Origin of the sequence: Pseudobutyrivibrio sp. YE44, assembly GCF_900104335.1 — a bacterium.
In the GTDB taxonomy this organism is placed as follows: domain Bacteria; phylum Bacillota; class Clostridia; order Lachnospirales; family Lachnospiraceae; genus Pseudobutyrivibrio.
In genome coordinates this window covers 88,728-104,775 of sequence record NZ_FMXT01000002.1, presented here as the reverse complement: position 1 = coordinate 104,775, position 16,048 = coordinate 88,728, and the positions used below count along the sequence as shown (strand labels likewise).

At 40.3% G+C, this 16,048-nt stretch carries 10 protein-coding genes; 9 read left to right on the top strand and 1 reads right to left on the bottom strand.

The genetic code is table 11. The annotated features are described in order from the left end of the window. The first annotated feature begins 240 nt into the window (after nt 1–240). Complete coding sequence (locus BLR54_RS04635) at nt 241–2,952, top strand: GH36-type glycosyl hydrolase domain-containing protein (protein ID WP_090417470.1); 2,712 nt, start codon at nt 241–243, stop codon at nt 2,950–2,952. Nucleotides 2,953–3,105: 153 nt separating this feature from the next. Here the strand turns inward: BLR54_RS04635 and BLR54_RS04630 are convergent, their stop codons facing one another. Continuing rightward, nucleotides 3,106–3,879 carry a helix-turn-helix domain-containing protein gene (locus BLR54_RS04630; protein WP_090417468.1) on the bottom strand — a complete coding sequence of 258 codons (774 nt, stop codon included), beginning with the start codon at nt 3,877–3,879 and terminating at the stop codon, nt 3,106–3,108. A gap of 393 nt (nt 3,880–4,272) precedes the next feature. Between BLR54_RS04630 and BLR54_RS04625 the strand changes: the two genes are divergently transcribed. The 8 genes from BLR54_RS04625 (at nt 4,273) to BLR54_RS04590 (ending at nt 16,039) form a co-directional block, all read left to right on the top strand. Next, nucleotides 4,273–5,676, top strand: a complete 1,404-nt coding sequence (locus tag BLR54_RS04625) for an ABC transporter substrate-binding protein (protein ID WP_090417466.1) — start codon at nt 4,273–4,275, stop codon at nt 5,674–5,676. Between the two features lie 47 nt (nt 5,677–5,723). Beyond that, entirely contained in the window at nt 5,724–6,680 is a 957-nt protein-coding gene (locus BLR54_RS04620; RefSeq protein WP_090417464.1) for a carbohydrate ABC transporter permease, read from the top strand. Continuing rightward, nucleotides 6,680–7,528 (top strand): carbohydrate ABC transporter permease, encoded by an 849-nt coding sequence (locus tag BLR54_RS04615; protein WP_090417462.1) that lies wholly within the window; start codon nt 6,680–6,682, stop codon nt 7,526–7,528. The genes BLR54_RS04620 and BLR54_RS04615 overlap by 1 nt, the downstream gene beginning before the upstream one ends. A 375-nt stretch (nt 7,529–7,903) precedes the next feature. Then, nucleotides 7,904–9,211, top strand: a complete 1,308-nt coding sequence (locus BLR54_RS04610; RefSeq protein WP_090417460.1) for an ABC transporter substrate-binding protein — start codon at nt 7,904–7,906, stop codon at nt 9,209–9,211. 17 nt (nt 9,212–9,228) lie between these two features. Further along, nucleotides 9,229–10,998, top strand: a complete 1,770-nt coding sequence (locus tag BLR54_RS04605; protein ID WP_176761850.1) for a methyl-accepting chemotaxis protein — start codon at nt 9,229–9,231, stop codon at nt 10,996–10,998. 184 nt (nt 10,999–11,182) lie between these two features. Further along, the gene (locus BLR54_RS04600) at nt 11,183–13,438 is read left to right on the top strand and encodes a glycoside hydrolase family 31 protein (RefSeq protein WP_090417454.1); all 2,256 of its coding nucleotides are present in this window, start codon (nt 11,183–11,185) and stop codon (nt 13,436–13,438) included. Nucleotides 13,439–13,514: 76 nt separating this feature from the next. Further along, nucleotides 13,515–14,528 (top strand): LacI family DNA-binding transcriptional regulator, encoded by a 1,014-nt coding sequence (locus BLR54_RS04595; RefSeq protein ID WP_176761849.1) that lies wholly within the window; start codon nt 13,515–13,517, stop codon nt 14,526–14,528. A 251-nt stretch (nt 14,529–14,779) separates the two neighbouring features. Next, nucleotides 14,780–16,039, top strand: coding sequence for an extracellular solute-binding protein (locus BLR54_RS04590; protein WP_090417450.1), 1,260 nt, complete (start codon nt 14,780–14,782; stop codon nt 16,037–16,039). The last annotated feature ends 9 nt before the right edge of the window (nt 16,040–16,048 follow it).

The following is a 16,048-nucleotide window of genomic DNA, read 5'->3' as shown; positions in this document are numbered from 1 at the left end:
TATAACACAACTCAAATAAGAAAAAATGTGAATTATTTGTTACAATGTTGGAACTCTGAAAGAGTTCAATTCTGAATGATGTTGGAGTACTGAGAATAGTAACATTATTTAATAATAGAAAAATTAAGTCCCCCCAACAAGGTTAATGAATCTGATTTTTTTGAAACGATTTTGATAGTGACAAAATCACCAAGTGTGTATATTAATTGTTAACATAAACAATATTTTAAGGGGATAGCTATGTTGAATACTACACAAGGTAAAATCGAATTTTTAGATAATAAGGGAAGCTTTAGAATCGGCAGGGCCGAGGATACAAGCTATCTGTATTTTCCTATTGCTTCAGAAAAAGGGTTAAAGTGCTCAGTTACCCCAAACTTAGGTGGCGATGCCATGGTTAACCAGGAGACTTTTTTACTGGAGCCAGTTAGTGTGGAAAATCTCCATAATAATAAAAATGGCCGTAACTTCTGGCTATACATGGACAATGGAAATGTATGGTCAGCTGTTGGCACTTCTGCAGAGCAGGAGAGTAAGAAATTCACAATGGAGCAGGACGAAAGCTGTGTTTCTGCTGGATTTATGTGGCACAAGGCTACAAGAATTTCAAACCAATATGATGTAGTTGCTGAAATAACCTCCTTTGTTCCAGTTGACGTAAATGTTGAAATCATGCAGGTTAAAATCAGAAACAACTCTAATGGACAGAAGACTATCGCCCCCATAACAGCTGTTCCAATTTTTGGAAGATCTGCTGATAATCTTCGTGACCATAGAAACGTCACATCAATGCTCCACCGAATTTCTACTATAGATGAAGGCGTGCTTGTAAAGCCTACTATGTCCTTTGATGAGAAGGGCCATAGATTAAACAACAAGACATATTTTGTTCTTGGTCTTGATGAAAATGGCAAAATGCCAGAGTCCTTCTTCCCTACAGTGGAAGCCTTTATTGGTGAGGGAGGAAGCTTTACAAAGCCAAGAAGTGTATATAGACAGGAGGCAGGCGTAGGAGCTGGCGAGCATTTCGATGGTATGGAAGCCATGGGTGCACTCAAATTTGGCAAGACTGCACTTGGACCTGGCGAGGAAATCAGCTACACAATCCTTATTGGGGTAACTGAGGATGAAAAGGAAATTCCACAGCTTCTTAAACGTTTTAGTAAAAAGGATGCTGTAGCTATTGAACTTGAAAACACTAAGAAGTATTGGACAGATAAGGTGAATGTTGACTTCCATACAGGTGATAAGAACTTCGATGAGTTTATGGCCTGGGTAGCCTTCCAGCCATTCCTTAGACGAGTTTATGGATGTTCCTTCCTCCCATATCATGACTATGGTAGAGGTGGAAGAGGATGGCGTGACCTTTGGCAGGATTGTCTGGCGCTGCTTTTCATGGAGCCAGATGATGTTAGAAAGATGCTAGTGGCAAACTTTGGTGGCGTTCGTATGGACGGAACAAATGCAACTATCATCGGTGATGGCTTAGGAAATTTCATTGCTGATAGAAATGGTATTGCCAGAGTTTGGATGGATCATGCATATTGGCCACTTAAAACTCTGCTTTTATACATTCACCAGTCTGGAGATTATGAGATTCTTAAGGAAAAGGTTTCTTACTTTAAGGATTCCATTGTTAGACGTGGTACCTTGGTGGATAAAAAGTTTGAAACAGAGGGAAATGTTCAGTACACAGATAAGGGTGAAGTATACGAGGGCTCTATTATTGAGCATCTTTTGGTTCAAAACCTTTGTGCCTTTTATGAGGTTGGTGAGCACAACACCTTAAGACTTCGTGGAGCAGATTGGAATGACGCCCTTGATATGGCCCAGACTAACGGCGAGTCAGTAGCTTTCTCTTATGCATACGCAGGTAATCTGAAGGATTTATCTATCCTTATTCAGGATTATGCTATGAAGGAGGGCATTGATACAATATCGATTGCAGCAGAGTTAAATACTCTTCTTGATTCCTACATTCAGGTATATGAATCTGTTGAGGCAAAGACAGAGTTGCTTAATAAGTATTGTTCGTTGGTAGAGGGAAATCTTTCAGGAAAGCAGATTTCAATTCCTGTTTCTACTTTGGTTACAAAGCTTATGGAAATGTCTCAGTGGTTTACAGATCATCTCAACCATCAGGAGTGGATTACAGGGGATGAGGGCCAGGGCTGGTTCAACAGCTATTATGATGACAGCTGTCGCAGAGTAGAGTGCTACGACAAGGATGATGAAAAGACTCGCATGATGCTTACCGGTCAGGTGTTTGCAATCATGGGAAATGTTGCTACTAATGAGCAAATCAAGAGCATAGCAAAGGCTGCTGATAGATATCTTTATAAAGAAGAAATTGGTGGCTACAGATTAAATACAAACTTTAATGAGATTAAGGGTGATCTTGGAAGAATGTTTGGTTTTGCATATGGCGAAAAGGAGAATGGAGCAGTATTCTCACACATGTCAGTAATGTATGCCAACGCCCTCTATCAAAGAGGTTTTGCAAAAGAAGGAAACAAATCCCTTAAGGCACTTGCTGATTTGTCAATGAACTTTAATGCAAGTCACATGTATCCAGGAATCCCTGAATACTTTGATGCAAGGGGAAGAGGCAAGTATCCTTACCTTACTGGAGCAGCAAGCTGGTACCTTCTTACAATGATTACAGAGGTCTTCGGTGTGAAGGGTGAAGCAGGTGACCTTTGCATTGCACCAGCGCTTCTCAAGGATCAATTTGATGAAAATGGCGAAGCTTCAATTAACCTGAACTTCGCAGGAAAGCGCTTTAATATCGTAATTACGAACCCATCAAAGCTTGACTTTGGCTCGTACAAAGTCGTGTCAGCTACCCTCAATGGTGGCGAAATCCCAGTAAACGACTCTAAGGTCGTCGTAGCTAGGGACGTAATTGAAAACATCGATAAAAATAACGTAATTGAAGTTACATTAGGGTAAATAAAGAATAAAAAAAGCGCCCCAGTAGTCTTGGCAGGCGCGAGCAGGGAGTGCCGTGCCGAGCGAGGGAGGACCTACGCCGGCGGGAGGACCCTCGCGAGAGTGCGGAGGGTGCCCTGCGGGAGCATGTAAACCTAGGAATGGCGCTTATAATTATTCAGTTATTTTCATAATGTCAGCTTCAGTTCCTTTCCAGTGAGTACCGTAGAATTTTTCGCGGTACTTTTTTGGTGTAAGCCCAGTTTCCTTCTGGAACAACTGGCAGAAGTGACTCTGTGAAGTAAATGAAAAATAGTTTGCAATATCCACTAATGAGTAGTCGCTGTATCTAAGTAAATTCTTTGAAGCCTCAAGCTTTGCAGTTCTAATATAATCACTGGTGGACACCCCAAGCTCATCCTTGAAAAGTCTGGAAATGTAGCTGGCGGAGTTGCTGGTGTACTCTGCCAAATCCTTTACAGTGATACGTTCCTTTAAATGAGAATAAATGTAATTCATACATTCGGTCATAGGGCGAGACAGTCCTGCGTTCTGACGAATAATCTTCATCTTTCCGGTGTAATCCATAACCATCTTGTCATGGAGTTCTTCCATTCTTTCGATAGAGTTAATATCATCCAACTGCTGAATGTAGTAATCAGATAAACGATAGGATTTCTCCATCTCCATTCCGTTGTCGACGCAGAGACGGGAGATAAGTGCCACTGAAACTACAAAATGATACTTCAAATTCTGAAGAGGATTCTTGGAAAGTAATCCAACGCCTGCCTGATTCAGAAATTCATGCTTTGCGCAATTCTCTCGAATCGCTTCAATATCTCCCTTTGCAACCTGCTGATAAAACAAAAGTTCTGCATTCTGATGGCGATGCACAATCGCCTCATCTTCGTCGTCTATACGTAATAAATTATTGTTATAACTTCCCATAACTATTCCTTCTATAAATTGTTTGATGTCGTTAATACGCTTTAGTTATTAGGTGAGTTGGTTGTTAATATGCTTTAGTGAGCTAGTAGGGGGACAAGCATTTAATACCTGTAGCTAACAAGCTCTAATAATTCTCAAGCGAATCCTTCTATGGATGAGCGGAGAATTCATTAGGCTTGTGAGCGTAACAGGTATAAAGGCTTGTGGCCGTAACTAGCGGACTATATTTTTGAAATCAACCAACGGACTAAATCGATAAAAGAATAGCATGAATTTATTATTTTAGCAATGGATTTGATATAGGAAGAAACCTTGATTTATTAATATAGTAAACGTTTAAGGGAGATATGAAAATGTATCTCAAATGTAGATTTCTTAAGGAGGAAAAACGTAATGAAAAAGAAAGTAGTTAGTCTTATGCTTGCCCTTTCTATGGTAGCAGGACTTACAGCTTGCGGGGGAGACGCAGGTAGTGGTTCATCTTCTGGCGCAGATGGTTCAAGCGCGTATGTAGCTGAAGGTGAGGAAGGAAAGGTTATCAACATTTACTGCTGGAATGACGAGTTCAGAACAAGAGTAGAAGCAGTTTACGATAAAGTTGATAAGACATCTGAGGATGGAACAATTACATATCTTACAGATGGAACAGAGATTCATTGGACAGTAAATCCTAACCAGGATGGTGTATATCAGAAGAAGCTTGATGAGGCTCTTCTTAACCAGGCAACAGCAGCTGATGATGACAAGGTAGATATGTTCCTTTCAGAGACAGATTATGTTGTTAAGTATACAGATGCAGAGGCAGATGTAGCTATTCCACTTAAGGACCTTGGCATTGACCCAGATGCAGATTTAGCAGATCAGTATGATTTCACAAAGACTGTAGCTTCAGATGCTAACGGTGTTCAGAGAGGTTCTACATGGCAGGCTTGCCCATGTCTTTTCGTATATCGTCGTGATATCGCACAGGATACATTTGGAACAGATGATCCAGATGAGATTCATGCAAAGGTAGCTGATTGGGCTACAATGAAGGCTTCAGGCGAAGAACTTAAGGCAAAGGGTTACTACACACTTGCAACATATGCAGATACATTCCGTGCTTATGGCAACAGCATTTCTAAGCCATGGGTTGAGGAAGGTAGCACAGAGATTAACGTAGATCCACAGATCATCAACTGGATCAACGATTCAAAGGATTGGCTTGACGCAGGTCTTCTTGACAAGAACATCAAGGGTCAGTGGACAGATGATTGGAACAAGTCAATGGGTTCAAACTCTAAGGTATTTGGTTTCTTACTTCCAGCATGGGGTATTGATTTCGTTCTTAATCCTAACTGGGATGGTGATAAAGGACAGTGGGCTGTTACAGATGGTCCTCAGGCATTCAACTGGGGTGGTTCATTCGTACACGGTTGTGCAGGAACAGATAACCCAGAGCACGTAAAGGAAATCATGCTTGCAGTTACAGGAAACAAGGATAACCTTATGAAGATTACAAAGGATTACCTTGATTTCACAAATACACAGTCTGGTATGAAGGAAATCGCAGAGGATGAGAGCTTTGGAGCAGAGTTCCTTGGTGGCGAGAATCCATTCAAGTACTTCCAGCCAGCAGCTTCATCAATTTCTATGACAACACTTTCACCATATGATCAGGGTTGCGTAGAGCTTATCCAGAGCTCATTTGGTGATTACTTCCAGGGTCAGGTAGACTTCGATACAGCTAAGGCTAACTTCGAAAAGGCTATCATGGAAAGATATCCAGATATCACAGCTGTCAATTGGCCAGAGTAATATTACGGGGCAGGCGCTGCCTGCCCCGATTTTAAGGAGATTAATTTATGAAAAAAAATAAAAGCATAAGCCGCGCAAAGTATGGCTACCTTTTTATTTTGCCTTTCTTTGTGACTTATTTCATTTTTTCATTGATACCACTTTTGGACACGATAAGGTATAGCTTTTTTGAATACTACCGCTCAGGTCTTCGTATTGTAGGACCTAATTTCGTGGGATTTGATAACTATATCAATGTGATGGGCAAAGATTTCTTCACATATATGGGAAACACTTTTGTCCTTTGGATTTTAGGATTTGTTCCACAGATTGTTATCGCACTTTTACTTGCATCATGGTTTGTAGATGTACGACTTAAAATCCGCTGCGAACAGTTCTTCAAGGTGGTGATATATTTACCAAATCTAATTATGGCATCAGCTTTTGCAATGTTGTTCTTTACCTTGTTCTCAACATCTGGTCCTGTAAACAACATTCTTATGTCCCTTGGGCTTGTAAAAGGGCCAATTGATTTCATGGGTACACCAGTTGGAACAAGACTTCTTGTTGCACTTATGAATTTCCTTATGTGGTTTGGTAACACAACAATCATGCTTATGGCTGCAATTATGGGTATCAGCCCAGATATTTTCGAGGCTGCTTCAATTGATGGATGTACACCAAGACAGTCCTTCTTCCATATTACATTGCCACTAATCAGACCTATTTTGACATACACACTTATAACATCACTTATTGGTGGTTTACAGATGTTCGACGTACCACAGATTCTCACAAACGGTCAGGGTAATCCAAACCGTACAAGCTACACATTGATTATGTGGTTGAACAATCTTCTTAGAGCACCAGATTATGGTCGTGCAGGTGCATTATCAGTATACTTATTCATCGTCAGCGGTATCCTTTGCTTATTTGTTTATAAGATGGTAAACGGAGATGACGATGCAAAGGCTGCAAAGAAGGCAGCAAAAAGAGCTCGTAAGGCTCAGAAGGAGGCAAAATAATGGCAAGAAAAGATTTTTCAGGCGTAGCTAGAAGTTTCATTGCACATTTAGTGCTTATTATCCTTGCCTTTATGTGTTTATTCTTCTTCTACATTTTGATTATTAACTCAACATGTTCACATGCTGAGCTTCAGAAGGGCTTCTCAGCTCTTCCAAAGGGAAGTCTTGTTACAAACTTCAAGAACGTTGCAAATGACGGTACCTTCCCTATGACAAAGGGTATTTTAAACTCGGTTATCGTATCCAGCTTGTGTGCAGCAATTTGTACTTATTTCTCAGCCCTCACTGCATACGGACTTTATGTTTACGATTTCAAGCTTAAGAAGGTGGCATTTACATTTATCATGATTATTCTTGTAATGCCAACACAGGTTACAGCACTTGGTTTCCTTCGTTTGATTACAAATATGGGAATGTATGACACATTAATTCCTCTTATCTTGCCATCAATCGCAAGTCCAGCTGTATTCTACTTCATGTACAGCTACCTTCAGTCAAACCTTCAGCTTTCTTTGGTAGAGGCTGCAAGAATTGATGGTTGTGGTGAGATGAAGATTTTCAACAGAATCATCTTCCCAATTATGAAGCCAGCTGTTGCAGTACAGGCAATTTTCACCTTCGTAGGTTCATGGAATAACTACTTCGTTCCAGCCCTTATCCTTCAGTCTAAGGAAAAGGCTACAGTACCAATCTTGATTGCTACTCTTCGTGGTGCTGATTATATGAACTTTGATATGGGTAAGGTTTACATGATGATTACAGTAGCCATCGTACCAATTATCATTGCATACTTATTCCTTTCTAAATTCATTATTGCCGGCGTAGCCCTCGGCGGCGTCAAGGAATAATCGCGCAACAGGCGTAAAGTAAAATTATATAGAAATAATATTGGATAACCAGCATTTAAAAAGTGCTGGTTATTTTTTTGCAGCCGCATGAACTTGGCAAGCGCGAGCAGGGTGCTAAAGGTCCGGTGGACCTTTGCTTAGCACCGACCGGAGTGGAACGGAGATAAGCTCCATGCCCTATGGAAGGGACCTACACCGGCGGGAGGGTCCATAGGGCAATGGGAGATGGCCTGCGGGAGCATGAAAAACTTAATGGCTGCAAATATAAGTAAAGTTCATAATTTTATAGAATTTGTTCACAGTTTTTTAATTACTCTTTCGTACAATTATTGAGTAATAATATGCACCTAATTATATTGAGGGAGGGCACAAAAAATGAAGAGGCTATTCACTACTTTTCTATGTTTGACACTTGCCATGGCTTTTATTCTTTCAGGATGCGGCAAGAAAGAAGCTGCGTCTTCAGAAGAAAAGAAAGCTGATTCATCAGGTACAACAATTACCATGATGAACATTAAGGCAGAGATTAATGACCAGGTTTTAGCTCTGGCTAGTAAGTATGAGTCAGAAACCGGTGTTCATGTGGAGGTAATCACAAGTGGGCCAAGTGTTGATGCTCAGGCCATGCTGAAAGGATATTACTTATCTGATCAGATGCCTGATATAGTAGCATGTGAAGCAGCTGGATTCTCTAACTGGGAAGGTTTACTGGTGGATATGAGTGACCAGGCATGGGCCGCTAAAACTTCTGGAGCCTATGTTGATCCAGAATACGGAACCATTGGCTTCCCATATACCACAGAGGCTATAGGTCTTGCTTACAATGCAGATATTTTAAGTAAATGTGGCGTGGATCCAAACTCAATTACCGGTCCTGATTCAATGAGAGCAGCCTTTGAGGCAGTGCAGGCTCGTAAGGACGAATTGGGATTATATGCAGTTGTAGATTGTGTTGTTGAGCCAGAAAACCTTGGCTGGTCTGCAGGAAACCATATTTTCGGTACCTACATTGATTCGGGTTTGGATAGAGATGATACAACCTATATTGACCAGATAGCAGAAAACAAACAGGTTGATCCTTCAAGATTTGAACATTTCGCAGAAATGGTAAGCTTACTTTACCAATATTCAAATCCTGAAACTCTTACAACTGGCACATATGATGACGAGGTAGGCGGATTTGCAGCAGGAAAATATGCTTTCGTCACCCAAGGTTCTTGGATTGGAGCCTCAATGACTTCAAGCGAGGATTACAAGGCTGCAGGAAGCTTTGAGGTTGGTATGGTTCCATATGCCTTTGAAGAAGGAATGAACACAATCCTTACATCAGCTCCTTCTTGGTGGGGTGTTGCTAAGGAAGGCAACGTAGAAGCAGCTGAGGCATTCTTAGAGTGGGTTGCAAGTGATGCCGGACAGAAGATTTTAGTAGAGGATGCTGGTTGTGTAAGTCCATTTACAGATTGCAAATATGTGGCAGCAGATCCATTTGCTCCAGTATTATCATCATATATTGCAGAAGGAAGAACTTCAGATTGGCATTGGATGAAACTTCCAAGTGGTATTGGAAACGGTGACGGAGGCTTATGTTACTGCTTCTATCGATATGCTATTGGAGAGACGGATTCTGCGGGATTCCAAGCAGATATAAATCAGACCTTAGCTGCTTGGTATGCTAAACAATAGAAAGGGGGATGAAGACTATGAGTAAAACAAAAAATGATAATGCTAAAGTCAGCGGTTTTAATTCAATCGTAGTTCAGATTACAGCCCTCAACTTAGGAATGCTGATATCCTTTGTAATAGTTCTCAACCTCATTATGATGGCAATGCAAACCTCCACATCCAATAGTATTGAGATGTTTGATTCCATGATGGCGCTGACCACCCATGAGGCTAATCTTAAAACTGATGTTATGACCATGTATGATCAGGCAACAGGATATATAGCTTCTGGTTCTGTTGAAACACAGGAAGCTCTTCTTCCTCAGATAGAGGTGGCAAAGTCAAATATTGAGCAGGACATTGCTGATCTAAAAAAAGATTTCGCGGCCTATAACAACGAGGCAGCTACAGCACAGCTTGATGAAATTTCAGCTCAGTTCACAAGAATGTGCGGATACATTGATAATGCTATTGCAAAGAGTGATGCAGGTGATCAGGAAAATGCTTATGCAATGCTTTTCGATAAAGCAGAGATTCAGAAGGTTGCTATCGTTCATTCCACAAAGATTTTGGATGAGGCTGTTACAGAGAATGCAGCTTCAACTAAGGTTTCAATGAATGATCTTCTAGCTAAGGGAAGAATCACTGGTATCATCGGCGCTGGAATCATTGTATGTCTTATCATTATGAACTTCTTAGTAAGCTATAGAAGTATTGTTTTAAAGATTAAATCTATTAGTAACGAAGTTAATGCAATTATTGCAAAGATTCAGCAGGGTGATGGTGATCTTACAGCACGTATTCATACAAAGACAAAATCAGAGTTGCTATATATTAAAGACGGTATAAATCTGTTTATTGAAACTCTTCAGGGCATTATGAAGGATGTTAAGGATGGTACAGTTGTCTTAACGGCTAGTTCCGAAGAGGTCAACTCACAGCTTAGAATTGCAGATGACAATGTAACAAATTCTTCTGCAGCACTGGAAGAGCTTTCTGCTAATATGGAATCTGTTGTAGGTATTCTTGAATCTATCAATGAAAGAGTTGATGATGTTAAGCAGGCAGCTCAAAGAATTACAGATCAGGCTGAGGAAGGCTCTGGAACAGCAAACGAAATTAAGGTTGAGGCTGACGAACTTCAGGTTAAGGTTAACACAAAGAAGAATGACGTTGGCGTTAAGATGTCTGCTCTTTCTGAAACCCTTGAAAAATCAGTTAAGGATTCAGAGAAGGTTAGCCAGATTAGTGATCTTACAAACGATATTCTTGATATTGCAAGCCAGACCAACCTGTTAGCACTTAATGCTTCTATTGAGGCTGCCCGTGCTGGTGAGGCAGGAAAGGGCTTTGCGGTTGTTGCTGATGAAATCAGTTCCCTTGCTGCAAACTCTCGTCAGACAGCTGCAACAATTCAGGATATTGCAAAAGAAGTTACAGATGCTGTTAATACTCTTGCTAGAAATGCACAGGAAGTGCTTGATTTCATTAATGGAACTGTTATTGGTGACTATGATGAATTCGTTGATACTGGTGAAAAGTATGGACATACAGCGGACGTAATGAACGAGATGCTTACAGAATTTACAGAGAAGGCTGATAGTCTTAATGAGATTATGCAGGCTATGGTTGAGGCTGTTGATACAATCACAAATTCTGTTCAGGAAAGCTCACTTGCTATCAACATGAGTGCTGAGAATTCTACAGAGATTGTTTCTGGTATCAAGAAGATTTTCGATGCGATGGACAAGAACAACGAGGTTACAGAACAGCTTAATGATACAACTCAGAAATTTACTTCTTTGTAATTTTTCTTAAAGCTAAAAAAATAGGTGTTGCAATTCTGAAAACACCCACGTATAATACCCACATGGGTTAAAAAAAGGTTTTCGCTTATTATAGGCGAAAACCTTTTGTTGTCTAAAATTCTTTTTTATTCCCCACTTCAAAAGGTTCGAGCTCGGTATTATTAATGTTAGAAAGAGGTCGAAAATGACAATTGGATATAAGTATAGAATTACAGTGCTTACAAGCAGACTGATTAGAATGGAGTATCAGGAAGACTATAATTTTGTGGACGCTCCTACTCAGATGGTTGTTAATAGAGATTTTCCAAGGGTGGAATATACCACCAATCATAAGGATGGAGATCTCATAATTGAAACAGAGCACTTGGTTTTTAAATACGATGGTAAGGAATTCTCCACAGATGGATTGACAATTGAGGTGAAGGAAACTGGAGAAACCTGGCACTATAGCATTGTTTATGGAAATTCAGATAGAAATCTTTATGGCGCAGCCAGAACTCTCGATAACGCAGATGGTGGAATATGTCTGGAGGATGGTATTTTCGGAGAGAAAGGCTTTGCAGTTATAGATGATAGCGAAAGTGCACAGCTTGTTAACGGTGAATTTGTACCAAGAGAAGGTAAGGGAAAGGATTTATATTTCTTTGGATATGGAAAGAATTATAGAGAAGGATTAAAGGATTTCTTTGCACTTTGCGGAAAGTCACCATTGCTTCCAAGATATGCACTTGGTAACTGGTGGAGCAGATACTACGCATATTCAGCAGAAGAGTACAATGAGCTTTTGGATAAGCTAGAGGAGGAAAATATTCCTCTTTCAGTTGCAGTACTGGATATGGATTGGCATGTGACACAGGTGGATCCAAAGTATGGAACAGGTTGGACAGGCTATACCTGGAATAAGGAGCTTTTCCCAGACTACAAAGCCTTTCTAAAGAATCTTAAGGAAAGGGGCTTGGCTACAACTTTAAACCTTCATCCTGCAGACGGTATCAGAGGCTTTGAAGCTCAATATGAAAAGATGGCAAAAAGACTTGGAATGGACCCAAGGGACGAGCGACCTATTGAGTTTGACTTCGCAAATGCGGAATTCAGAAAGGCTTATTTTGAGCTTGTAATGAATCCTTATGAGGAAGACGGTGTTGATTTCTGGTGGATTGACTGGCAGCAGGGAACAGGAGAGGAAAATGCTGTAGATCCTTTATTCCTTTTAAATCACTATCATTACCATGATTCCAATAGGGCTGGCAGACGTGGAATGGTATTCTCGCGCTATGCAGGCGTCGGAAGTCATCGTTATCCAGTGGGATTTTCAGGCGATACTGTTTCATCTTGGAAGAGTCTTGATTTTCAACCATATTTTACGGCTATATCATCAAATATTGGATATGGTTGGTGGAGTCATGACATTGGTGGACATATGATGGGCGACAAGAATGAAGAGCGTTTGATTCGCTGGATTCAATTTGGTGTATTCTCTCCAGTTATGCGTCTCCATAGTAGCGCTAGTCCATTCTTTAACAAGGAGCCATGGAATGTATCTGAGCCATATAGAAGGGTGATGGGAGAGTTTATGAGACTCCGTCATCAGCTGATTCCTTATATCTATTCTATGAATTATAAAATGTATGCTGAAGGTCAGATGCTTCTAGAACCTATGTATTATCGTATAAACGATAATAAGGCAGCCTATGAGGTGAGAAATGAATATTTCTTTGGTGACAACCTTTTAGTAGGGGCAATCACAGAGGGAACAAACAAAGGACTTCGTAGGGCCAAGACAAATATGCTTATACCAGATGGTATTTGGTTTGATATTTTTACAGGTACCCGCTATACAAGTGGCAGAAGAAATCTTTATAGAACCATAGATTCTATCCCTGTATTAATAAAGGAGGGCGGTATTGTGCCTTTGTCTCTTAATGAGGGCAATGACGTATCAAATCCTAAGCATATTCGTCTGCTTATCGGTGCTGGTGCTGACGGAGAATTTGAGCTATATGAAGATGATGGAGTTACAAATAACTATGAGAATGGAGAGTTTGTAACTACAAAAATTTTAACTCACTATGATGCTGAAGCTAAGATTACAAAGATTACCATCAAAGGGGTAGAAGGACTATTATCCCTTATACCACAAAAACGTGTTTACGATATTCAGATTGTAGGCTTAGAGGGCGAGCAGGTATGCTACACATCCCCTGAAATCCCTGTACAGGAGGACTATATCTGTGAGATAAAGGGTGCTGTTAAGGAAAAAAATGATGTTAAGGAAGGCGCCTTCAAGATTTTAGAGTATGGTTGGATGGATATTCTTATGAAAGAGCGCACCTATGATGCTGTAAGAACCTGTGAGACAGAAGAGCAGCTTAAGCAGTGGCTTGCCGGGGCCAATATTGATTTAGCAGTAAAAGATGCGATTGCTGAGTTAATTTCGTAACCATAATTGACATTTTCCGCTAGTATGTCTTATAGTTAACTAAGGTTAATCGTTTAATCTAAGGATGGAGTATAGAATGAATTTAAAGGACATAGCAGCATTAGCTGGGGTTAGTACGGCCACAGTTTCTAATGTTTTAAACGGAAATAACGGTAAGGTTTCTCAAGAAACCAGAGAACGAATTGAACGAATAATCAAAGAGGTTGACTATAAGCCAAACGCTATGGCACGATCTTTGGCAAAGCGAGAAAGTCGTATTTTAGGCCTTGTTGTGCCTTATATTGGTGATGAGGAAGACTTTTTGATGAATCCTTATTATGCCAGAATGGTGGCGTCAATAGAGCGTTTCGTTAGAAGTAAAGACTATTACTTGATGCTCAGGTGTGTTCCTGATTGTCATTCGGTTATTCCACTTTTATCCTCTTGGAATGTGGATGGCGCATTTTTCTTAGGGGTGACCCAACAGGATGTGGCAGATATTAGAAATGCTTTAGACGCACCAGTTGTATTTATTGATACCTACTCTAATGAGGAGGGGATTATAAATATCGGCCTTGATGATTACAGAGGTGGCTATCTCTCTGCTAGATATCTGGTAGGAAAGGGGCATAAGAGTATAGCCTTAGTAACGCCAGATTTTGGTAGCTCTGGTGTTTTGAAGGAAAGATACATGGGCTTTGTGGCAGCTCTTGAAGAGGCAGGAATTGAGTTTTCTGAAGAGGACGTTTTCAACATTAACACAGTATATCAGGAGGCTATAAGTGTAGGTCTTGATATAGTTCTTTCCAAGAAAAAATATACAGCAGTAGCCACTATGTCAGATGTGGTTGCCTTTGGCGTTATTGAAGGAATAAAGCAATGTGGTCTTAAGGTGCCAGAAGATATTTCGGTTATTGGCTTTGATAATTTGCCGGAGTGCGAATATATGTCTCCGAAGCTTACTACCATTTCACAAAGCTTCACCTTGAAAGCAAGTGAAGCAGTTAACGGAATGTTTAAGGTGCTTGAAGCGGACAAAGAGTATACGGAGGATACACATCTTCCGGTTCAACTTATTGAGAGACAGTCTGTTTTAGATCTAAATAAATAATAGGGCAAAAATGAAAGGAACCTGTGCGTGTGCATAGGTTCTTTTTTTGTTGTCATTTTTAATAAAAAATCTATGGGAGGATTTATAGGAATTTTACAAAAAGAAAAAAAGTCTTGACTGTAGGTTATTGAGTAGTTATATTTTAGTAAAGCGATTAACCTAAAGAAAACCCATTAAAACAAAGAATAAGAAGAAGTAAAAGAAGAAGAAAGAGTTAAACGCAAAACCTAAAGAAATTTGGAGGGAACAAAATGAAAATGAAGAAACTTTTGGTTACCTTATTTGCAGCTGCAATGGTAACCGGCACTATGGTGGGCTGTGGTGCAAGTGACAGTAAAGAGTCAGCATCGACTTCAGTAGCAGAAGGTGAGACCCAGGATGTAACACTTAAAATCTGGGTACCTGAGGAAGAGGTAGAAATCACAGATGCTATGGTTAAGAAGTTTGATGAGATTCATGAGGAATTTAACATCACTTATGAAATTGCTGTAGTTGGAATTGACGAAGCTCCACAGGCACTTGAAACAGATGCAGATACAGCAGCAGATATTTTCTATACACCTTCAGGCGGTGTTGCAGATTTAGCATCAAAGGGTTTGCTCTTACCTATCACAAAGGATTTTGATGAGATTAAGAGTGACTTACCTGAAAGTGCAATCAACGCAGTAACAGTTGATGAGATTTCATATGCTGTTCCATTTTCGCCTAATACATTTTTTATGTATTACAACAAGGATCTTTTGACAGAAGATGAGGTAACAAGTCTTGATACAATCATGGCTAAGGATTTAGGTGATGGAAAATATAATTTCAGCACACATATTACAGATTCTTGGTACGCAGAAATGTTCTTCCTTGGAAAGGGATGTACACTTTTCGGTGAGGATGGAAAGGATGCAACAGATTGCACTTTCAATAACGAAGCAGGAGTTCAGGCTGGAGAATATATCATTGATCTTGTAAAGAATCCTAAGTACATCGAGGATTTAGATGGAGCAGGCGGTTCTGAATTTAAGGCAGGCAACCTTGCGGCAATCACTTCTGGTGCATGGTCAGCTCCTGAGTTTAGAGAGGCACTTGGAGATAAGCTTGGTGCAGTAGCTCTTCCAAAGGCAACTATTGGTGGTGAGACAGTTCAGCTTTCAAACTTTGTTGATTTCAAAACAATCACCGTTAAGTCTAATACCCAGTACCCTCTTGCAGCACAGCAGCTTGCAGTGTATATGGGAAATGCAGAGAACTGCTTAACAAGATATGAGAATCAGGGAGATATTCCTGTGCTTGAATCCTTATCTGGTAGCGATGCTATCGCAGCTGATTTTGTAGCAAAGGCTCTTAATGAACAGGCAGCAAATGCAACAAACCAGCCTAGCATTCCTAAAATGGGAGATTACTGGGATCCAATGAAGGCCCTTGGAGAGGGAATCTATTATGGAGATATTACATCATCAAATCTTCAGGCTCAGTTGGACTCATTAGTTGATAGTATTACAGGAACACTTACAGAATAGAAGTTGAAT